Below are 20,449 nucleotides of genomic sequence, written 5' to 3'. Positions count from 1 at the left end.
AATCAATAATCCTGTATATGAAGCTGACAGGCTGCTTTGGATAAGAGCTGAGATGATTAAGTCGTGGATTCAGACTCCATAGCATAATTGCGTCGTCCAACGCTTAGTGAAAAGGCGAAGCAAAGGACAAGGACGAGACACGCAAGCATATATGGATAATTAATATTGATATCGAACAAGAGACCAGCTACGATAGGGCCTGCAATGTTGCCAAGACTGGTGAAGGCCGAGTTCAGACCCGCAACATAGCCTTGCTCATCCTTCGCAAGCATGGACATCTGGGTACCAATTGCTGGACGCAGTATGTCGATCGCCAGAAAAACGATAAAGGTTACGGCAAAGATCAACCAGAACGTATGAACAAATAAGGTGAGTAAAATGAACACGCCAGCAAAAAGAAGGCACAACAAAATTACGCGTCTTGTACCGAAGCGATTCAGAATCCAACTGAAGGCGGTAGCCTGAATCACAGCTCCAGCGATAGAGCCGAATGTAATAATAAAAGCGATATCTTTGGGGGAGAAGCCGAATTTATGATCCACAAACAGTCCGAATACAGTCTCAAAGTTCGCCAAGCCAAAAGACATCACGAATACGATGACCAGACTTAAGAAGTATGGCTCGCGGTATGAGTTCATGAGTTGTGTAAGTAGACTGCTCCGCTGCTTCATCACAGCCGGTATATGCGCATCTGTAGCTTCTGTCTTGGCAGGCAGTGATTCGCGCAGTGTGAACCAGGTAATGAATGCAGCGACCAATCCTGCGATGGCTGCCGTATAGAAAGGGACGCGTATGCCAAATTCTGCAATATACCCTCCAATACCGGGTCCAATAATAAATCCTGTAGTAATGGAAGCGTTAATAAAGCCCATTCCGGCCGCACGTTCTTCCTTGGTCGTAATGTCGGCCGCATAAGCCATAACTGCAGGCATAATCATGGCAGCACTTACTCCGCCCAGCATACGTGATACGAACAATAATACCGGAGAGGTCGCAATCCCGAATAACCACTCAGAGAATGCGAAGATGAGCATACCGATGACAATCATGCGCTTTCTGCCCCAAATATCCGCTTGTCGACCTGCCAAGGGCGAGAAGAGAAACTGTGTTAACGAAAAGGTAGCGACCAAGAGGCCGATAATGCTCCCGCCGATACCCAGATCATTCATGAAAGTAGGCATAATGGGGATGATCAATCCGATTCCCGTAAAGACGAGAAACAGATTGAGCATTAGAATTAGCATGGACCCCCGATTTTTTAATAAGATAGACATGTTCATCCTCCTGTTAACTTTCCAAAATACTGAATGTTCATTCTAAATTATGACCTGAAAAAGCTAGCCCTGCGGCTTAGCAATTCCGTAAAGAAAAATATCCATAGCGAGACGGTAGAGCGCCTGTGACTCGTCCTGATCCATACCTCGAGAGTGCTGGCTTAACCCATACAGCAGACTATCCATGATTACTGCCAGCCGGTTAAGATCGATATTCCGGAACTCTTCGCGCTCCATTCCCTTTTGTAATAATTCCTCGTTAAAATGAACATAATTGGCTACGAGCTGCTGGATTCGTTCGTTCGCATCGGACATCTTCTCCGAATTGTTAAAGAATTCATCCGTGGCTTTGACAAGTGGCTGATTCAACTGCTCCTGCGATAAATACTCAGCCATAGCATATAGCTTCTCAGCTGTAGTAGCATAAGAAGATTCCTTCGCGAGCCATTGCTGCTCCCATTCCTTATCAGATTCCTCGATCAAATGTAAAAAAAGCCCTTCTTTACTCTTGAAATGATAATAAATGTTCCCCGGACTGCAATTTGTCTCCTTGACTATGTCTTCAATGGAAGTGGCGTTGTATCCCTTTTGTATGAATAATGCACGGGCGGCATCAGCAATTCTCTTTTTGGTCTGCTCGCTCTGCAGTTGCTTTTTATTCATTAAGCCTCACCTCTAATCATGAATTAGTATTTTCTCCGAGAACGGATGTCTTATGTCGAGAAAATAATACTGAACGCTGATTCAGTATTATAGTCCCTCATAGCGATATTAGCAAACCTTATATTCCATTCGATGCAGCTCATTAGGATAAAAAACGATTGACTTTTCTGCTGATATAGTGCTAATATATGAGAAGTGACTTGAAAGTTATTGAGTCTATAATGTCATAACGGGATGTAGCTCAGCTTGGTAGAGCACCTGGTTTGGGACCAGGGGGTCGCATGTTCAAATCGTGTCATCCCGATCATTTTTTCGAAGAGAATCGCTTAGGCGATTCTTTTTTTGTTGTTATTCTCTTAGATCTGTATAAATGAAAGTCCCCTGGGTACAATAACGCAAAAAGCGGATAGAAGGGGATATCATTGAATCGAACAAGATTAAGGAGAAAAATACGGCAGCAGCTTAGATTCTGGAAAAAAGCCGTCTGGGTATTTATCGCAGTCGGGGCCGCTGCCTGGTGCTTGGCAGGTACAATGATGCCGCAGTATATGGAGCAATTGTTGACACGCCAGAACACCTCCTCGGCTGTCATGGCAGTAGCCAGTATGGATGAAGGACAGGATACACAAGAGCTGCTTGGGCTGGAGCAAAAAAAGCTCATTGATCATATTCGTGATTCAGGTCTTGAACGTGAAGTACACATGATAACAACATTTATTTGTGGGACAGAGACCACCCGAATGGGACAATTGAAGGCTGGCTCCATAGCTGAGCTGCTAGAGCAGCATCCGGACTGGCACGGTCGTTTGAATACCAAAGGCGAGCTCTGGGTTGAGAGACAGGTGGAAGACTTGTCCCCCTTGTGCAAGAAGCAGGCATACATGGGCATGAATAGGGAAGGGCAGTTAACGCTTTTCGAGGGACCTCCCAAGAAGGACAAGGTGATTCGGACATTTTTCCAGCTGGATATCGGCACCATGGAGACGAATCTGCCCGAGGGAGTATACCAGCAGCTTAAGGATGGAATTCGGGTTCAAGACTTGCAGGAGTATTATAGTGTGTTATCAACCTTCAGCGATTTTGCAATCGAGCATACCAGAAAGGTTATGGGTCAGGAATTCTAAATTCAGGATCAGCCATCATAGAGGCTGGTCCTTTTTCGTATTGCCAGGTCAACCAGAAAATTTCTGGTTGGCCTATTGTTTTGGTAGTTTTTGTTGCACCAATAGCAAGGGGGGGTAAGCCCCTAAACTTTTTCTCTCCACCCTCTAATCTTTTGTTATAATGAAATGAAACGATACATATGTTCGCTCTGGACGACAAGGGAGAGATGGTTTTTGCGTATTTTAGGGATCGACCCCGGTATAGCCATTGTCGGGTTCGGGTTAGTCGACAAGGTCGGGAGCAAGATTACGCCGGTGCAGTATGGCTCGATTCAGACAGAGGCACATACCCCCGATGAGGAGCGTCTGCTTCATGTGTATGAAGGTATGCTTCAGCTTATAGATCAGTACAAACCGGAAACGGTCGCTTTCGAGAAACTGTTCTTCAACCGCAATGTAACGACAGCGATGTCGGTCAGTCAGGCTCGTGGGGTATTGATTCTCGCTGCGGCACAGCGCGGGCTGCCGATTGCTGAATATACTCCAATGCAGGTCAAGCAGGCCATCGTCGGTTACGGTAAGGCAGAGAAGAAGCAGGTTCAGGAGATGGTGCGGATGTACCTGCGCCTGCAGGCTGTTCCCAAGCCGGATGATGTGGCGGATGCGCTCGCTGTAGCGATCTGCCATGCGCATTCTTATACACTTAATTCCAAGTTAAATGAGGTATTGCGAAAATGATTGATTTTCTACGAGGTCCTGTAGTTCATCTGGAAGGTGAATATGTAGTGCTGGATGTACAAGGCGTGGGCTACCGGGTGTTTTGCCCCAATCCCTATGCCTTTGCCAAGATGGATGGAGCAGTGACCGTATATATTCACCATCACGTCAGAGAAGACGCGATCCTGTTGTTCGGCTTCCCGACACGGGAGGAGCAACAGTTGTTTCGCAAGCTGATCGACGTCTCAGGTATCGGTCCGAAGGTAGCTTTGGGCATTCTGGGCGGTGGTACTCCTGCGCATGTGGTTAATGCGATCTATCAGGAGAATATTACATTCCTGACGAAGCTGCCAGGGATCGGGAAGAAGACAGCGCAGCGGATGATTCTGGATCTGAAGGACAAGCTGGATGGTATTGGTGCGGCAGCGATGGCAACAGGATTATTCGCACCGCCGGAGCTTGTGGAGACAGACAGCAGCGCTTGGGCGGAAGCAAGGGAAGCATTGAAGGGATTGGGCTATACGGATGCAGAGCTTGATCAGGCATGGAGCCGTATGAAGCAGGAGACTACAGCAGATGAGACTGCGGACGTGCTTGTCAAACGAGCGCTTAAGCTCCTGTATGCTGGCTAGAACAGAGCCTGTTAACAGGCATTCGTTATAGGATAAAGTCACCTGCTGTATAGGTGCAATGGGATACAGAGGAGCGATTAGTAATGGAAGACCGCTTAATATCAGCGAATCTTATGATGGAGGATCAGACCGTAGAGCTAAGTCTGCGTCCCCGGTTCCTGAATGAATATATTGGCCAGAATCAGGTCAAGGAAAATCTTAAAATTTATATAGAAGCTGCAAAAATGCGGTCCGAGGCGCTTGATCATGTCTTGCTGTACGGGCCTCCCGGGCTCGGTAAGACGACGCTTGCCAACATCATTGCGAATGAGTTGGGTGTGAATCTGCGTACTACCTCAGGTCCAGCGATTGAACGTCCAGGCGATCTGGCTGCATTGCTGACCAACCTGCAGGAAGGCGACGTGCTGTTCATTGATGAAATTCACCGTTTGCATCGGACGGTCGAGGAAGTCATGTACCCCGCAATGGAAGACTTTGCGCTGGATATTATGATCGGGAAAGGTCCCAGTGCGAGATCCGTAAGACTGGACCTTCCACCGTTCACACTGATAGGAGCAACGACGCGTGCAGGATTATTGTCGGCGCCCTTGCGGGACCGCTTCGGGGTTATTAGCCGCCTTGAATTCTACACGAAGGATGAATTGGCCTATATCGTATCCCGAGGCGCGGATATTCTTGGCATAGAGATTATTGGAAATGCTGCCGAAGAGATTGCACTCCGCTCACGTGGAACCCCGCGGATTGCGAATCGACTGCTGAAGCGGGTAAGAGACTTTGCCCAGGTACAAGGAGATGGCATCATACATGCTGACCTGGCTGAGGATGCCCTGCAGCGCTTACGCATTGATCCGCTTGGTCTGGATGATATTGATCACAAGATGCTGAAAGCCATGATCCATCAATTCCGAGGAGGGCCGGTTGGCCTGGATACGATAGCAGCTACCATCGGAGAAGAGAGTCAGACCATAGAGGATGTGTATGAGCCTTATCTGTTGCAGGTAGGATTGCTGCAGCGCACTCCACGCGGCAGAGTAGCTACACCGTCGTCTTATGCTCATCTGGGTATTCCGATGCCTGATGTGAACGGCTAGCTAATTTTTAGCTATAGACAGTGATTGACAGGGCTCGCCGCTTGGAGCGGATCAACACTCATAATTGATCTGGCTCAAGATACTGACGATAAGCGATAAGTGTTAAGGAGGAGTAACGTGTACAGAGGTATTTACAAGAAGATTGCGTGTGCCGCCATGGGACTGACTGTAATGATGACAAGTGGCATTGTGCAGTCCCCGTCATTTGCTGCAGAGGCAGACCAGACCATTCGCGTAGCGATGTATGCGGACTTGGGAAGTACTTATAAATCAACGATACCTGCCGTTACCCTGAAATCAGGTGATAGCTGGACTATCGGCCAGGATACAGGTGACAGTCACCGGCCGTGGCTATTCCTTTCTCCCGGTCAGACGATAAAATTCAGTGTGGATGGCTACAGGGTCAAGGTGCTGGAGACCACTAACTTCGCTACGGCCTCAGCAGCAGCCAAGGCTCTGCAAGCAACGAGCGATAAGCCTTTCATTATTCAGGGTTCGAAGAATGGACGGGTAGTGTATCAGGTATATACAGGTATGTATGCCAGTGAACAGGCTGCTTCCTCAGCTGCTGCGAGAACTGCCACTACAGCTGCTGCCCAACTGGGTGAACAAATGCCTGTAGTGGCGGGTAATAAATATTTGTCCGCAGGCAGCTTCGTCAGCGAGCAGGAGGCGAATCTGACTCGTGCTACTATTAATGCAGCCGGATATGATGCGTTCACTGTATTGCAGTCCGGGGATCGTTATTCGGTCTGGATTGGAGAGGCCGCGAATGAGTCCCAATTGTCAGGAGTTCGAGCGGAGGTGAGAGATGTTGTACCCGGTCTGACTTGGAGTCCTGCCAATATGAGTGAGCCTGCTATCCTAATCAGACAGGATGCAGGTCTTGGAGCGAGCGCGCAGACCGTTCGTCATTACATGCTCAGCGGACCAGAATCCGCCAAACTGACTGTACAGACTAGCGGCGAGAGCATTCAGGTAGTAGAGCGCTCAGCTAGAAGCTATCGTGGTGATTTCGAGATCAGCAAGCAATCCGGTCAGCTCGCTCTAGTCAATGTACTGGCCGTAGAACAATATCTGTATTCTGTGGTAGGGGCAGAGGTACCAGCCTCATGGCCAGCCGAGTCGTTGAAAGCACAGGCTGTTGCGGCGAGAAGCTATGCACTATTTCAGAACAACAAGTTCAAGATCGCAGACGTAGTCGACACCACGCTAAGTCAAGCCTATAACGGTGTCGCCTCGGAAAGCTCCAGTGTGAACCGTGCTGTGGATGCTACAACAGGTGAGGTGCTGAAGAGCGGCGACAATATCATTGAAGCAGTGTTTTCCTCCAACGCAGGAGGCATGACGGCTGATCCATCTGAAGTATGGAACGGCGGCGGGACGTTGTTTGCCAGCGTGGAGAGCCCAGGAGATGCCTCCGCCAATAGCGATGGCTTCATGTGGTATCACGTGCTGCTAGACAATGGGAAGACAGGGTACGTTCGCGAGGATAATGCCAGGATGCTTGAGGGTGTCACAACCGCTGGACTGTCCCAAATGACAGTGACTGCTGACAAAACCAATGTTCGCCCGATTCCACAGATTCAGTCTGGAGTGGCAGCTGTGGCACAGATGGTTCCGGGAGAGGCGGCAGTAGTGCTGGACAAGGTGCCAGGCTCAGGTGCGTATTCCTGGGTGAGAGGCCCATATACCTCAGCAGAGGTTCTTAAATTCCTGAATGGGAAGGTGTCCGGATCGCTACCTTCAGCGATTCAGTTCCTGGATGTGACCAAGCGTGGTCCTTCGGGGCGCGTGCTGGAAGTACAGGCGAACGGTCAGACCTTGTCCGTCAAGTATCCAGATCAATTCCGCTCTGCATTTGGCGGCTTACCAAGCACGAAATTTGATATTAGCGGGACCGGAAGCTATACTGTATTAGGCGCTGGAGGCGTAAAGGGAAATATTAGCGGCGCTGATGGGGCAACGATCATGTCTGCAAGCGGCAGTTCACGTGCTGCAGGCTCCAATCTGGTCATCATGAATGGAGAACGGCAGGCGCGAGTCGTTGATCGAAATGAAGGCTTCCTGTTCACTGGACAAGGCAACGGCCATGGGCTGGGTCTGTCACAGTGGGGAGCTAAAGGAATGGCAGATGAAGGGTATGATTACCGGGATATTCTGCAACACTATTACCAGAATGTATCTATAGTTAAGGAATGACGACTACACATGGATGTAAACTTATATGATTTTCATTTACCAGAGCAGCTAATTGCTCAGACCCCGTTATTGGAACGCAGTTCCTCCAGATTGTTAACGCTGAACAAGGACACAGGTGAGATCAGCCATCATACATTTACAGCTATCCTTGATTACCTGAAGGCGGGGGACACGCTTGTACTAAATGATACACGTGTATTGCCCGCTCGCTTGTTCGGGGTCAAGGAGGATACGGGAGCAAAGGCAGAGGTACTCCTGCTGAAGAATACAGAGGGAGACTGCTGGGAGGCACTTGTCAAGCCAGGAAAAAGATTACACAAAGGTGCAGTCATCGTATTCAGTGATGAACTTAAGGCAGAGATTGTCGAAGAAGGGGAGTCTGGTGCGCGAATTCTGTCGTTCTCTTACGATGGAGTATTCAACGAGATTCTCGATCGCTTGGGCCAGATGCCACTGCCACCCTATATTAAGGAGAAGCTTGAAGATCGCGAACGCTACCAGACTGTGTACGCGAAGCATGAGGGATCAGCCGCAGCCCCTACAGCTGGACTACATTTTACCGAGGAGCTATTGGAGCAGGTTCGTGCAAAGGGAGTCGAGATTGCTTTTGTGACCCTGCATGTGGGACTTGGGACCTTCCGACCGATGTCGGTGGATGTCGTCGAGGATCATGTTATGCATGAGGAGTTCTATCAGCTGTCTGAGGAGACGGCTCAGATCTTGAATGAGACTCAAGCACGTGGCGGACGTATTATTGCCGTGGGTACTACGAGCTGTCGGACCTTGGAGACGGTAGGAAGTGAGCTGAAGGGTGCACCTTTCAAAGCCAGCAGTGGCTGGACTCAGATTTTTATGTATCCAGGCTACGAGTTCAAGGTCGTCGATGCATTGATTACGAATTTTCATTTGCCAAAATCCACGCTGGTGATGCTAGTTAGCGCTCTGGCAGGCAGAGAACGAATCATGGCGGCATACCAGGAAGCTATTGATCAGAAATATCGGTTTTTCAGCTTCGGTGATGCCATGTTTATTTATTGAGCGGAGGAATGTTACGCATGTCAGCAGCAATAACCTATGAACACATTAAGACCTGTAAGCAATCAGGAGCCCGTCTTGGTCGGGTGCATACGCCTCATGGAGTCATTGAGACGCCGACATTTATGCCTGTGGGAACACAAGCTACTGTCAAGACGATGAGTCCGGAAGAGCTAAAGCAGATGGATGCGCAGATCATTCTGAGCAACACCTATCATTTGTTCCTGCGTCCCGGCCACGATATTGTTCGTGAGGCGGGTGGCCTGCACAAATTCATGAACTGGGATCGACCCATCCTGACCGACAGTGGAGGGTTTCAAGTCTTCTCTCTTAGTGAAATGCGCAAGATTACGGAGGAAGGGGTACATTTCCGTTCTCATCTTAATGGGGATAAGAAGTTTTTATCGCCTGAGGTGGCCATGGAGATACAAAATTCGCTAGGCTCCGACATCATGATGGCTTTTGACGAATGTCCGCCTTATCCTGCCGAATATGAATATGTGAAAAAGTCTCTGGAACGCACCAGCCGCTGGGCCGAGCGTTGTCTGGAAAGCCATGCTCGGCCACATGATCAAGGGCTGTTCGCCATCGTTCAGGGTGGTATGCATGAGGATTTACGTAAGCAGAGTGCAGCTGATTTGACTTCCATGGATTTCCCGGGGTATGCTATTGGTGGACTGAGCGTAGGCGAGCCCAAGCATTTGATGTATGAGGTGCTGGACTATACGGTTCCGCTCCTGCCTTTTGGTAAGCCGAGATACTTAATGGGTGTAGGCTCTCCCGATGCATTGATTGAAGGTGCCATCCGTGGAGTGGATATGTTCGATTGCGTATTGCCGACACGCATTGCACGTAACGGGACCTTGATGACGAGTCAGGGAAGACTTGTTATTCGGAATGCGCAGTTTGCCCGTGATTTTGGTCCAGTGGACCCGACTTGCGACTGCTATACGTGCCGCAACTATTCGCGTGCCTATTTACGACATCTGATCAAAGCTGACGAGACATTCGGATTGCGGCTTACGACCTACCATAACCTACATTTCTTGCTCAATCTTATGAGAGATGTAAGGCAGGCCATCATGGATGACCGACTGTTGGACTTCAGAGATGAGTTCTTTGCGCAATATGGTCTGCATGAGAATTCCAGGGGTTTCTAGATGACAAGAAGTGAATGCAATCTTTAAGTTGTAATATAGTTCATGAAAGGGGGGAAACTATACATGATGCAATTTGCTACGGCCACAGCCGGTCAAGGGCAAGGCGGGCTTTTGGGTCTTATTTTGCCATTCGTCCTGATGTTTGCTATCTTCTACTTCCTGTTGATTCGCCCACAGCAGAAGAAACAGAAGCAGCGTACTTCAATGCTGAATGCCTTGGATAAAGGTGATAAGGTGGTTACGATTGGAGGCCTGCACGGTACCATTGTAGACATCACCGATGATATTGTCATTCTGCGTGTAAACGATGTCACCAAGCTGACATTCGATCGTAGTGCGATCAGCGGTAAGGTTACAACTGGGGAGAAGGCTGCTGAGGTATCCAAATAATACTTAGCATCCATAGATATACATAAACAGCGATGACCTGTCTTCAGGAGCATCGCTGTTTGCGTTTTCGCTATAGTGATATTACTCAGGATTGAGAATGGCTCATGTTCACACCAATCATGCCTCCAACCGCCCCAATGCAGAAGGCAACAGCCATATGCAGCATGTCCTGCAAGCCCACAGCGGCATCCAGTGCCAGAAAGCCCACTAGCAGTACAATGACCCCATACAGCAGCGCTGTTAATCCACCTTGATACCATCCCTTCTGACCAGATCGCTTTCCTGACATGAATCCACCAGCAAATAAGGATATCCCATGCACGAGATAAGTGTATAATGACAAATCCTGCTCCTTCAAATGAGTCAGCCATAGTAGGGTCGATAAGATCAGAGAACCAATCAGCATCCAAATAAAGGCATGAAGAACACCTGTAAGTAGGGGGTGAGACATGCGTGCTGATGACCAGCGGCGGATGGTTTCCATAACAATTCCTCCTATTTCATGTTTTCCATTAATTAAGCTTCTGTCCTCCGAATGACCTGTTATAGGCAGGGTGAGAATAGCATTACGCCTGTCAAATTCATGTGAATACAGGAATGAGGAGGGTCATGATGCTTGATCACATATTGAACCATATTTTTCGCACTTTGCTGATGTATGTAGTGATGTATGCATTAATGCGGATGATGGGTAAAAGAGAGATTGGCAAGCTGTCCATCTTCGATCTGATTATCTCGTTCATGATGGCTGAGATTGCCGTGCTGGTGCTGGAAGATCTCAAGCGGCCATTGTATGACGGAATTATTCCTTTGGTAGTGTTAGTGGTCCTGCAGATTGGCATGGCCTACATCACTCTGAAGAGCCGTAAGCTTCGTATATGGTTTGAGGGGAAGCCCAATGTTCTTGTACAGAATGGCAAGCTGAATCGAGAAGAGATGGCTAGCCAGCGCTACAATCTGGATGATCTGATGCTTCAGCTAAGAGAGCAGCAGATTGATGATCTGGCCAAGGTCGAATTCGCAATCCTTGAGACATCCGGCAAGTTAACCGTCATACCTAAGGAAGAGAGCAATACTGGCGGAAATCAAAGGGCTGTCCAGAGCCCACGACGTTCCAAAGCACTTTCCAAGCAGCGACTAGCTGAGAAGATGGATATCAAGCAGCGTAGTGAGACCGTACATCAATTCAGATATGAGGGCTTGCCCATTCCGCTCATTATGGATGGTAAGGTCCAGGATGAAAATCTAGAGCGTCTAGGCAAGACGAGATTCTGGCTGAAGGATCAGCTGAAGCAGCAAGGATATAAGGATTTCAAGGAAGTGTTCCTTTGCTCCATGGACCATAACGGAAAGCTGTTCATTAGCTCAGGGACCTAGCCATCGTCGCAGCAGAGGAAAACGATGCAGGTTCTTCCAGCGTATCATGCGGCACAAGGTCATGATTAGGAGATATAGCAGCATCCCCAGTGCGGAAGAACTCACGAATTGAAGCCAGATCACCTCCTCGAAGGGGAGTCGTTTATACAGAAGAGTCAGACCCGCCGCCATAATGACCATACCTACTGCAGTCTTGCCGATATCCTTAAGCTGAATTCGGAATTGCAATAGTCTGCGTACACTATGAGCGTGCATGATGGTGACAGCCGCACTGTTGATGCAGATGGCCATGACCGCACCATAGATTCCGTAGTCTGGATTGGAAGCGAGCAGTACGATCAGCGCGATCTTGATGGCAGCACCTACGGCAGTATTAATGAGGGCCTGACCCGGTCGATCGAGCGCTTGCAGTGCTGCCTGTAAGGGAGATTGAATGTAGATAAAAAGGGCGAATGGAGCCATGACCTTGAGCATAGCCGCAATGTCGGTCTGCTTGTAAAGCAGCATACACAGTGGCTCTGCCAGAACATACATGATGACAGCAAATGGTGCACCGGCGACTAGTGACAATCGAATGGCCTGATGAAGCCTTTTGTGAATCGTAGAGATGTTCCCCTGTGCTGCAGCCTCAGACAAGGAGGGGACGAGCGATACTGCCAGTGACGTGGTAAGCGCGCCAGGCAACAGCAGAATTGGAATAATCATCCCTTGTAGAGCCCCGTATTGGGAAGTAGCCACGACAGTCGCGATCCCCGCAAATGCAAGACATCGCATCAGCACGATGGATTCCAGCAAATAAGAGAAGGAGCCTACAAGTCTGCTCGCTGTTACTGGAATGGAAAGCTTCATCAGCGGCTGAAAAATGGGGGGCTGGGATACTCCCTTGACGACAGCAGGCGTATCCGCCTGTGGTTGATGGTGATGTCTGCTATATTGCCATAACAGCACAAACATCCCTGCCAATTCCCCGACCATCGTTCCAAGCATAGCACCTGCTGCGCCAAAGGCTAGTCCTTTGGGAAGCAGCAAATATGAGAACCAGATGACGCAAAAAATGCGAATCAGACTTTCGGCAACAGATGAGGCGGCTGAAGGGATCATATTTTGCTTTCCTTGAAAATATCCGCGATATACGGAAGATACAGCGATAATGACCAGCATGGGGCTCATACTTACAAATGTGTAGTACACTCGGTTGTCTGTTAAAATATGTGTCGTTATCCATGAGCCGAAAGCAAGGCATAACACTAACATCAGCAAGCCAAAGGCCAGGGTGAAGCGCAGACTGATATTCAGAATTCGCTTGGATCTGTCCGGCATACCAGCGCTCTCTGCTTCAGCTACCAGCTTGGCGACAGCTAGTGGAATTCCACCTGTAATGAGCGTAACCAGCACGATAAAAAATGGATATCCTTGCTGATACAGCCCCACTCCCTCTGCTCCGATAATGCGGGGCAGAGCAATGCGGGGAATAAAACCGAGCAGTCGGTTGATAATGCCCGCAGCCAAGAGAATGATGGCGCCTTGGATAAATGTTTGCTTTTTCAACCGCAACTCCCTCTTCCGTCCATTTTGAACTGCTCCGGTACTGTAACGAGCGGTTATTAACATGGATATGCGATACCTGTCCGATTTCATGACTGCTTGACCAGCAGAATAAATGGTTTTGGTCTGCCCTTTGTTTGAGTGGAGGTAACATATGCTATTGACGTGGAGCTGGAATCAAGCTATTGTTTGCTTGGACAGGTACGTGCAGGTAATACGTATGTGCTTCGTGCAGCTTCGATAGTGAAGCTCGCAGACGGTCGTATGCACAAGGGAGGAGGCGCGTAGTAATGACGGAGGAATTGAATGAGCAGGATTGGGAAGAAGCGATTGAGATGCTGTGTCAGAGCAAGGCTGAAGAGCTTCGATTGGTAGGATACGAGTACGTTACAAGCCAGGATGTATGGGATTGTATCAGTAGCGGGTACGAGAAAGAAGGAGTTCCCCCTTTGCATAAGCTAGTGAATGATATCCTTTCCCTCAAGGCCACCAAATTCATGAACTTTTTGACCATGTCCGCGCTCCGTGGATCCTCTTTCGAATAGAAAGCGGGTCTTTTTTGTGTGTAAATTGACTGTGTTTTACAGGGTAGCTATAATAGGAATATTGAGAATGAAGGGGGAACAAGGGACGACATGAAGAGAGTTTTAAGTTTCATCTTGGTCGTACTCATTACTACTGGGGTTATGATTGGGACGAGCCCAGGCTTGCTGAACAGTCTAAAATTAGGCCTCGATCTTAAGGGAGGCTTTGAAATTTTATATGAAGCGGAGCCTCTGGAAGCTGGACAAACGGTTACCCGTCAATCTCTGATTCAGACAGCACAAAGTCTGGAACGAAGAATTAATGCGCTGGGAACGACTGAACCTGAGATTACAACAGAAGGTACGAATCGGATTCGGGTAAGACTCGCAGGGGTCACGAATGAATCTGAAGTACGTGAGCTGCTCAAGAAACCGGCGGATCTTACTTTCCGCAGTGCGGCAGAGGGAGATGCACCTGGCACGTACAGCAAGATTGAGCTGCGCGGGAATGATTTCGTCGAGAATGCAGCTACCGTGTACAGCAACAACATTAACCAACCAGAGATTAGCATCAAGGTAAAGGATAAAGAAAAGTTTGCTGAAATTACACAGCGTTTGATCGGAAAACCATTGGCTATTTATCTGGATGAGGAGTTGTTGTCTGCTCCCGAAGTACGACAAGCATTGACAGATGGTAGCGCCTCGATTAGCGGTAATTATACGCGTGACGAAGCGAACCAACTGGCTGATACCATCAATCTGGGCGCGCTCCCGTTAAAATTGACCGAGAAATACTCGCAGAGTGTGGGTGCAACACTTGGTCAGATCTCATTGGAGCAGACGATTCGTGCAGGTCTGATCGGTTCTGTCATTATTCTGATCTTCATGGTTGCTATGTATCGTGTGCCAGGCTTAATTGCCAGCTTCTGTCTCATTGTGCACACATGGCTCGTTTTGGCTATTTTCTATTTAGGGGATTTTGTATTGACTCTTCCGGGTATCGCAGCCTTCGTGCTGGGAATCGGGATGGCGGTCGATGCGAATATTATCACTTATGAACGTATCAAAGAAGAGATGCTCACAGGCAAATCCATTCGTTCTTCGATGATTGCAGGTGGTAAGCATTCTTTCCGTACCGTAATGGATGCTAACATTACGACCATGATCGCAGCTGGAGTCATGTTCTTCCTAGGCACAGGCTCAGTTAAGGGCTTTGCTCTTGTACTGATTGTCGATATTGTCGTAAGTATCCTGACGAATGTCTACTTCTCCCGTTTCTTGCTGAATCTCCTGATTAAGGCAGATGCTATCAAGAAGCCGAAATACTTCGGAGTGAAGGAGAGTGACATCCGTGCGCTTTAATTGGAATTGGGATTACATCAAATACAGCAAAATTTTCATTATTGCTTCTATCGTCATTACCCTGGCAGGGATTCTGTTTGCTTCCATTTTCGGTCTGAACTATGGGGTAGACTTTCGCTCGGGTACGAATATGGATATCAATATGACCAAGCAGGTCAGTCAGGCTCAGATCCAATCGCTACTGAACGAGCAGGGAATCAATGAAGAGATTGACTTCCGTCCTGGTAATGAGCGGGTTAGTATCCGATTCGCTAACAATCTGACAGATCAACAGGTAAATAAGATTCAGACCGCGTTCCATGAGAAGCTGGATCCAAGTGCGGCTTTTGAAGTCAATACTGTGGATGCCGAAATGGCCAAAGAGCTTGAACGCAATGCAATGATCGCTGTACTAATTGCTTGTGTGGCTATCGCTATCTATGTATCTATCCGTTTCGAATGGCGCTTTGCCATTGCAGCCATCGTATCATTGCTGCATGATGCTATTCTCGTCATTGCCGTATTCTCCATCTTCCAATTGGAGATTGGACTGATCTTTATCACTGCGGTGCTGACCATCATTGGTTTCTCGATTAACGACACGATCGTGGTGTTTGACCGGATTCGTGAGAATGCGCGCTTCGCGAAGAAGAAATCTCCAGAATCTTTGAAGGAGATTGTGAACAACAGTATTGCACAGACGATGACGCGTACACTCGCAACTGTATTTACCGTATTTGTTGCCGCTGTGTGTCTGTTGATCTTTGGCGGAGCATCGATTCGCATGTTCTCGCTCGCGATGACTATTGGCTTGCTCTTTGGTGCGTATTCTTCAATATTCATTGCTGCACCAATCTGGCTGGCACTGAAAGTCAGACAAAAGCCAGCTTCTGCTGCTAGCAAGGCATAGATTAATTTGGAGCAACTTGATTAGCACGTAATATTGATGTTTCTGTGGAGCCGCGTCCAGCTTTGGCGCGGCTTCATGATCTTACAAAGTAGTAGGACAAGGGTGCATACCATCTTATGGCGGCACCCATTTCTTCTTGTAGAGCAAAGTAAGTAGTGCCCGGAGCTTGGAATCAATCCGGGGTAAGCTACGGTCTGGATGGAAATGAGAGGAGATTTGTAGTGAACAGCAAACGGAGTCTGTCAGCTGAGAGAGTGTACTGGTCGTCCATGATCGGAAATTTGGCGCTGGCTCTTCTGAAGGGGATTGTAGGCTATTTTTCCAATAGCAAGGCTCTATTGGGAGATGCGCTGTATGCAGCATCTGATGCAGCGTCCGCTTTGTCGCAGCGTTTTTCTTTCCGCGAGAAGCAAGGTATGGGAGTCAGATCTCAATCACAAGAAGCAAGAGGGCCAGCGGTGTCGGTTGTTTTTGCCATTCTACTCATTATGAGTGCATTGCAGTTGGCTGTCAGTTCAGTGATGTCGATGGCCGGATCTGAGCCGACAGCACCTCGACTATACGTGCTTGTGGTCGCCTTTGCAGCCTTGGTGCTGAAGGAGAGCCTTTTTCAATACGAATACCGTCATATTAAAAAAATAGATAAGCAGCAGGCTCAAAAGAATGTCGGAGAGCATCGTTTCTCTCTGTATTGCTCTTTGACGGCTCTGCTTGGGATGATTGGTGCAATGGCTGGGAATGCCCTGAATTTCGGCTGGCTTCTGTATATGGACGCAGCAGCGGGGCTGCTAATCTCCTGTTTTGTGCTGCGCAAGGGCTATGGATTAATTGTACAATCCGTATATGGGCCGAGAGTACGTGAGCTTGGCGCTCATGAACTGCAGCAATACATGGAGACGATCCAGCGGGTTCACGGAATTGTAACAGTTGAGAGCCTTAAAGCGACGGCCCAAGCTAAGACGGTCAGCATCCATGTCATGATTAGCGTCGGGCCACGTATCACGGTTCAGGATGCACAGGAGATTGCGGATCGTGCTAAATTACTGCTGTTAAGTCGCTTCACTCAGGTGACAGATGTGACCATTCATTTCACCCCATATCATTCAAGCTATCCATACAAGTCTAATTATGAGCTGCCGGAGAGTCATACCCCATCCATTATCCAGTAGCGTTCGAGGGGAAGGAAGGTAAGGTGAACGGAAAGTGCTGCACGCTCAATATCAATGGAAATTACCAAGTACGAACACGGATGAGGCGGACCTGCTAGCTAAGGACTGCGGGATATCTCCCCTCTTGGCCGGCCTGCTCTTGAATAGAGGGATTCATACCTCTTCGGCAGCCCACAGCTTCTTGCACGAAGCTGAGAACATCCAGCATGATCCTTTCCTGCTGTCAGGCTTGCAAGAAGCCGTGTCGCGTATTCGGCAAGCGTTGGAGCAGGGAGAACATATCTTGGTCTATGGGGATTACGATGCGGACGGGGTGTCCAGTACTTCCTTGATGATTCAATTGATGCGCAAGCTTGAGGCATCCTTTGATTTCTACATTCCACATCGCACCAATGAAGGCTATGGTCTGCATAATCATGTCCTGGATTGGGCCCAGCAGCAGGGAGTTACGCTAGTTATTACGGTAGATACGGGGATTAGTGCAGTCGACCAGATTGCTTATGCTCGTACCTTGGGAATAGATGTCATCGTAACAGACCATCATGAGCCACCAGAGGTGCTGCCCGATGCCTATACGCTGGTGAACCCCAAAATTCCAACCTGTACATATCCCTTCAAGGGATTGGCGGGTGTCGGAGTGGCTCTTAAGCTCGCACAGGGACTTCTGGGAGAGGAAGTCCCTGAAGAATGGCTGCAAATTGCTGCGGTTGGCACAGTAGCTGATCTCATGCCCCTTCACGATGAGAATCGCTCGATTGTGCGAAGAGGAGTTGCTTCTATGCGTGTGGATACGCTTATAGGCATCAAGGCATTACTCGGGGTCGCCGGTGTACAGCCGGACCAAGTGACCTCCACCAATATTGCATTCTCATTGGCACCACGCATTAATGCGGCAGGCAGAATGGAGCACGCCGGCAAGGCTGTAGCTCTGATGACGGCAGATAGCCCTGACGAGGCAGATCGGATCGCTTATGAACTGGATCTGCTGAATAAGGAGCGACAGCAGCTGGTCAATCGGATCTATGATGAAGCTGTTGCTATGCTGGAAGAGAAGATACAGGACAAGGAGCTTCCCTCTGTCATCGTGCTGGCAGGAGAAGGCTGGAATCCGGGAGTAATCGGCATCGTAGCGTCCCGTATTCTGGATCGCTATTACAGGCCAACGATTATATTAGGCATTGATTCGGAGACGGGAATGTGCAAGGGTTCTGCCCGCTCCATTCCCGAATTCGACATCTACACTGCATTAACGACCTGTCGGGAATGGATGGACCATTTCGGTGGACATCACTCTGCTGCAGGAATGAGCCTTCACCGTGAGCAACTGCAGAAGTTCGATGAGCAGTTGAATGTATACGCCGGTCAAGAGCTACAGGCTGAACAGCTGGTTCAGTCTGTAGCAGCAGATGGGAATTGCCGGCTTGCAGAGCTGAATCTGGAGGCTGTGGAGCAATTGGAGCAATTACAGCCCTTCGGCATGGACAATCCTGCTCCTACATTCGTATTACCGCAGTTGAAGCTGCGGGAGGCACGGAAGATGGGGAAGGAAAAGAATCATTTGAAGCTCATTCTGGAGCAGGACGGTCGCACACTGGATGCGGTCGCTTTTGGTCGGGGCGAACTGGCCGACTATTTGGAGTCTGGCCAGTCAGTGGATGTATTAGGCGAGCTTTCCATCAATGAATGGAATGGTAAAAGAACAGTTCAACTGATGCTGAAGGATTTAAGAGCGCATGGGTTTCAAATTTTTGATTTCCGTGGTCAATCGAACCCCTTGGCCGTCTTTGAACGTTGCGTGCGCAATGTTCACCCTGGGCTGGAGAACAGCAGATCCTATGCTATTGCGATGCGCAGCAATTCCTCGGTGTACCAGCCCGATGCATTGAACAAGGATAGTATATGGATATATGACCAGCAGGATGGAGTCCGGCCCTATGAGGACGGGGAGCGCAAGCTAACCGCTATAGCCCCTTCGGAGGTACGCTCGCTATTTCTGCTCGATCCTCCGGAAAGTGCAGAGCAAATGCGGAGATTGCGTACTGTCTTCTCCAATGTGGACAATATCTTCGTGCTGCATGCCACGCACTCCTTCCAAGGTCGCTTGCAGATTCCGAGTAGAGAGCAGTTCAAGCGCATCTATGTCCAGCTAAGGTCTTTGGGGCCAGGCCCCTTGGAGGAGCAGAAGATTCTGCCTGCACTCAGTAGACAGACATCCTGCTCTGTAAGAATGCTGACAGGGATGCTTGATGTATTCCAAGAGCTAGGCTTTGTGATGAGAGCGGATGGTCAGCTCAGTATTGTTGCGAATCCCCCTAAGCAAGATTTGACGACATCCAGCAGATATCAGGAGCTGCACCAGGGGGCTGAAATGGAGCAAATGCTGCTGGATGCAGAGACGGGACAGCTCACGAATTGGATGAAAGCTGTGCTCAAAGGAGCTTCTTAGAACGATTTTACAGTTTGTAGCTTGATTTTGAACACGTTCGCGGTACAATGTAAAAGCGGATGAATTGGCAGAGGTTGTGCCAGCTTAGCTGCTTAAGATTAGAATCATGAGATCATGATCAGGTAGGAGGACCTATATTGGATTACAAACAGTTCATTCGGGTAATTCCCGATTTCCCTCAGCCGGGGATCAGCTTCAAAGACATTACGACCTTGATGAGAGACGGAGGCATCTACCGTCAAGCCATCAATGATATGAAAAAGATGGTTGAGGAACTGAAGATTGATGTGATTGCTGGACCAGAGGCACGCGGCTTTGTAGTGGGAGCACCACTTGCATATGCTCTGGGTGTGGGATTTGTGCCGATTCGTAAGAGTGGCAAGCTGCCAGGTCAGACGATTGAAGCGGATTATGCTTTGGAGTATGGCAAGGATAAGCTCGCGATGCATAGCGATGCCATTGAGAAGGGGCAAAATGTACTGATTGCAGATGACCTGCTCGCTACTGGTGGCACGATCGCGACATCAATCAATCTTGTTCAACAGCTGGGTGGTAATGTTGTAGGAGCTGCTTTTTTCATTGAACTGCTTGAACTGAATGGACGTGCCAAGCTTCCTGATGTAGAAGTGTTCACCTTGATGACTTACTAAGTCACCAGCATTTTTTGTTCTGGGAGCAGCCTGTTACTCCTTTTTAGCTTAGGAGAAGCATGCTCCGTGAAGGCGACAGGTAAGTGAAGCTGTTAGTATGTGAGGCGCATCAGCGACTTTTCCCGGGAAATAAGGGGAGGGGTCAGCTGGTACAATCCGTATTTCGTTATACGGCACCGAAGATAGGATATGGAAGTATACACAGGCTTGAGACGTCTTC

General features: G+C 48.8%; 20 protein-coding genes and 1 tRNA gene. 17 read left to right on the top strand and 4 right to left on the bottom strand.

Annotated elements, in window-relative coordinates:
• Window positions 1–56: 56 nt before the first annotated feature.
• On the bottom strand, window positions 57–1,274 hold the full coding sequence (locus tag MKX74_RS21345; protein WP_341179772.1) for an MFS transporter: 1,218 nt from the start codon (window positions 1,272–1,274) through the stop codon (window positions 57–59).
• 63 nt (window positions 1,275–1,337) lie between these two features.
• Complete coding sequence (locus MKX74_RS21340) at window positions 1,338–1,937, bottom strand: TetR/AcrR family transcriptional regulator (protein ID WP_018887730.1); 600 nt, start codon at window positions 1,935–1,937, stop codon at window positions 1,338–1,340.
• 230 nt (window positions 1,938–2,167) lie between these two features.
• On the opposite strand from MKX74_RS21340, the gene MKX74_RS21335 reads away from it, so the two are divergent.
• The 9 genes from MKX74_RS21335 to yajC all read left to right on the top strand — a co-directional run bounded on the left by MKX74_RS21335 (window position 2,168) and on the right by yajC (window position 10,267).
• Window positions 2,168–2,241 (top strand) — tRNA-Pro (locus MKX74_RS21335).
• Window positions 2,242–2,359: 118 nt separating this feature from the next.
• Complete coding sequence (locus tag MKX74_RS21330; RefSeq protein WP_341179771.1) at window positions 2,360–3,061, top strand: BofC C-terminal domain-containing protein; 702 nt, start codon at window positions 2,360–2,362, stop codon at window positions 3,059–3,061.
• A gap of 213 nt (window positions 3,062–3,274) precedes the next feature.
• Entirely contained in the window at window positions 3,275–3,778 is a 504-nt protein-coding gene (gene ruvC / locus MKX74_RS21325) for a crossover junction endodeoxyribonuclease RuvC (RefSeq protein ID WP_341179770.1), read from the top strand.
• The gene (gene ruvA / locus MKX74_RS21320) at window positions 3,775–4,389 is read left to right on the top strand and encodes a Holliday junction branch migration protein RuvA (protein WP_018887733.1); all 615 of its coding nucleotides are present in this window, start codon (window positions 3,775–3,777) and stop codon (window positions 4,387–4,389) included. Before ruvC ends, ruvA begins: the two co-directional genes overlap by 4 nt.
• Window positions 4,390–4,472: 83 nt before the next feature.
• On the top strand, window positions 4,473–5,480 hold the full coding sequence (gene ruvB, locus MKX74_RS21315; RefSeq protein WP_341179769.1) for a Holliday junction branch migration DNA helicase RuvB: 1,008 nt from the start codon (window positions 4,473–4,475) through the stop codon (window positions 5,478–5,480).
• Between the two features lie 156 nt (window positions 5,481–5,636).
• The gene (locus MKX74_RS21310) at window positions 5,637–7,682 is read left to right on the top strand and encodes a SpoIID/LytB domain-containing protein (RefSeq protein ID WP_341180632.1); all 2,046 of its coding nucleotides are present in this window, start codon (window positions 5,637–5,639) and stop codon (window positions 7,680–7,682) included.
• Between the two features lie 9 nt (window positions 7,683–7,691).
• Window positions 7,692–8,720: a tRNA preQ1(34) S-adenosylmethionine ribosyltransferase-isomerase QueA gene (gene queA, locus MKX74_RS21305; RefSeq protein ID WP_341179768.1), complete on the top strand. Its 1,029-nt coding sequence runs from the start codon at window positions 7,692–7,694 to the stop codon at window positions 8,718–8,720.
• Between the two features lie 17 nt (window positions 8,721–8,737).
• The gene (gene tgt / locus MKX74_RS21300; protein WP_018887737.1) at window positions 8,738–9,877 is read left to right on the top strand and encodes a tRNA guanosine(34) transglycosylase Tgt; all 1,140 of its coding nucleotides are present in this window, start codon (window positions 8,738–8,740) and stop codon (window positions 9,875–9,877) included.
• A 63-nt stretch (window positions 9,878–9,940) separates the two neighbouring features.
• Window positions 9,941–10,267: a preprotein translocase subunit YajC gene (gene yajC, locus MKX74_RS21295; protein WP_018887738.1), complete on the top strand. Its 327-nt coding sequence runs from the start codon at window positions 9,941–9,943 to the stop codon at window positions 10,265–10,267.
• An 85-nt stretch (window positions 10,268–10,352) separates the two neighbouring features.
• On the opposite strand, the gene MKX74_RS21290 is transcribed toward yajC, so the two are convergent.
• Window positions 10,353–10,751 carry a TIGR04086 family membrane protein gene (locus MKX74_RS21290; RefSeq protein WP_018887739.1) on the bottom strand — a complete coding sequence of 133 codons (399 nt, stop codon included), beginning with the start codon at window positions 10,749–10,751 and terminating at the stop codon, window positions 10,353–10,355.
• Between the two features lie 128 nt (window positions 10,752–10,879).
• Between MKX74_RS21290 and MKX74_RS21285 the strand changes: the two genes are divergently transcribed.
• Entirely contained in the window at window positions 10,880–11,644 is a 765-nt protein-coding gene (locus tag MKX74_RS21285; RefSeq protein ID WP_025679010.1) for a DUF421 domain-containing protein, read from the top strand.
• On the opposite strand, the gene spoVB is transcribed toward MKX74_RS21285, so the two are convergent.
• Entirely contained in the window at window positions 11,633–13,192 is a 1,560-nt protein-coding gene (gene spoVB / locus MKX74_RS21280) for a stage V sporulation protein B (RefSeq protein WP_341179767.1), read from the bottom strand. The genes MKX74_RS21285 and spoVB overlap by 12 nt on opposite strands.
• A 138-nt stretch (window positions 13,193–13,330) precedes the next feature.
• Here spoVB and MKX74_RS21275 point away from each other — a divergent pair, with 138 nt between their 5' ends.
• The 7 genes from MKX74_RS21275 (at window position 13,331) to MKX74_RS21245 (ending at window position 20,229) form a co-directional block, all read left to right on the top strand.
• Entirely contained in the window at window positions 13,331–13,477 is a 147-nt protein-coding gene (locus tag MKX74_RS21275; RefSeq protein WP_155988606.1) for a hypothetical protein, read from the top strand.
• Between the two features lie 2 nt (window positions 13,478–13,479).
• The gene (locus MKX74_RS21270; RefSeq protein WP_018887743.1) at window positions 13,480–13,734 is read left to right on the top strand and encodes a post-transcriptional regulator; all 255 of its coding nucleotides are present in this window, start codon (window positions 13,480–13,482) and stop codon (window positions 13,732–13,734) included.
• Between the two features lie 90 nt (window positions 13,735–13,824).
• Window positions 13,825–15,075 (top strand): protein translocase subunit SecD, encoded by a 1,251-nt coding sequence (gene secD, locus MKX74_RS21265; RefSeq protein ID WP_341179766.1) that lies wholly within the window; start codon window positions 13,825–13,827, stop codon window positions 15,073–15,075.
• The gene (gene secF / locus MKX74_RS21260; RefSeq protein ID WP_341179765.1) at window positions 15,065–15,964 is read left to right on the top strand and encodes a protein translocase subunit SecF; all 900 of its coding nucleotides are present in this window, start codon (window positions 15,065–15,067) and stop codon (window positions 15,962–15,964) included. The genes secD and secF overlap by 11 nt, the downstream gene beginning before the upstream one ends.
• Before the next feature lie 221 nt (window positions 15,965–16,185).
• Window positions 16,186–17,133: a cation diffusion facilitator family transporter gene (locus MKX74_RS21255; protein ID WP_341179764.1), complete on the top strand. Its 948-nt coding sequence runs from the start codon at window positions 16,186–16,188 to the stop codon at window positions 17,131–17,133.
• Between the two features lie 34 nt (window positions 17,134–17,167).
• A complete protein-coding gene (gene recJ / locus MKX74_RS21250) occupies window positions 17,168–19,579 on the top strand; it encodes a single-stranded-DNA-specific exonuclease RecJ (RefSeq protein WP_341179763.1) in 2,412 nt (803 codons plus the stop codon).
• Window positions 19,580–19,716: 137 nt separating this feature from the next.
• Window positions 19,717–20,229, top strand: coding sequence for an adenine phosphoribosyltransferase (locus MKX74_RS21245; RefSeq protein WP_018887748.1), 513 nt, complete (start codon window positions 19,717–19,719; stop codon window positions 20,227–20,229).
• Window positions 20,230–20,449: the final 220 nt, after the last annotated feature.

It is taken from the genome of Paenibacillus sp. FSL K6-1230 (assembly GCF_038002385.1).
In the GTDB taxonomy this organism is placed as follows: domain Bacteria; phylum Bacillota; class Bacilli; order Paenibacillales; family Paenibacillaceae; genus Paenibacillus; species Paenibacillus massiliensis.
This window is presented reverse-complemented; position numbering and strand designations above follow the sequence as displayed.

Coding starts and splice junctions, on each gene's coding strand:
- MKX74_RS21345 (WP_341179772.1), bottom strand. CDS start 1,274: ATGTCTATCTTATTAAAAAATCGGGGGTCCATGCTAATTCTAATGCTC.
- MKX74_RS21340 (WP_018887730.1), bottom strand. CDS start 1,937: ATGAATAAAAAGCAACTGCAGAGCGAGCAGACCAAAAAGAGAATTGCT.
- ruvA (WP_018887733.1), top strand. CDS start 3,775: ATGATTGATTTTCTACGAGGTCCTGTAGTTCATCTGGAAGGTGAATAT.
- ruvB (WP_341179769.1), top strand. CDS start 4,473: ATGGAAGACCGCTTAATATCAGCGAATCTTATGATGGAGGATCAGACC.
- MKX74_RS21310 (WP_341180632.1), top strand. CDS start 5,637: ATGGGACTGACTGTAATGATGACAAGTGGCATTGTGCAGTCCCCGTCA.
- queA (WP_341179768.1), top strand. CDS start 7,692: ATGGATGTAAACTTATATGATTTTCATTTACCAGAGCAGCTAATTGCT.
- tgt (WP_018887737.1), top strand. CDS start 8,738: ATGTCAGCAGCAATAACCTATGAACACATTAAGACCTGTAAGCAATCA.
- yajC (WP_018887738.1), top strand. CDS start 9,941: ATGATGCAATTTGCTACGGCCACAGCCGGTCAAGGGCAAGGCGGGCTT.
- MKX74_RS21290 (WP_018887739.1), bottom strand. CDS start 10,751: ATGGAAACCATCCGCCGCTGGTCATCAGCACGCATGTCTCACCCCCTA.
- MKX74_RS21285 (WP_025679010.1), top strand. CDS start 10,880: ATGCTTGATCACATATTGAACCATATTTTTCGCACTTTGCTGATGTAT.
- MKX74_RS21270 (WP_018887743.1), top strand. CDS start 13,480: ATGACGGAGGAATTGAATGAGCAGGATTGGGAAGAAGCGATTGAGATG.
- secD (WP_341179766.1), top strand. CDS start 13,825: ATGAAGAGAGTTTTAAGTTTCATCTTGGTCGTACTCATTACTACTGGG.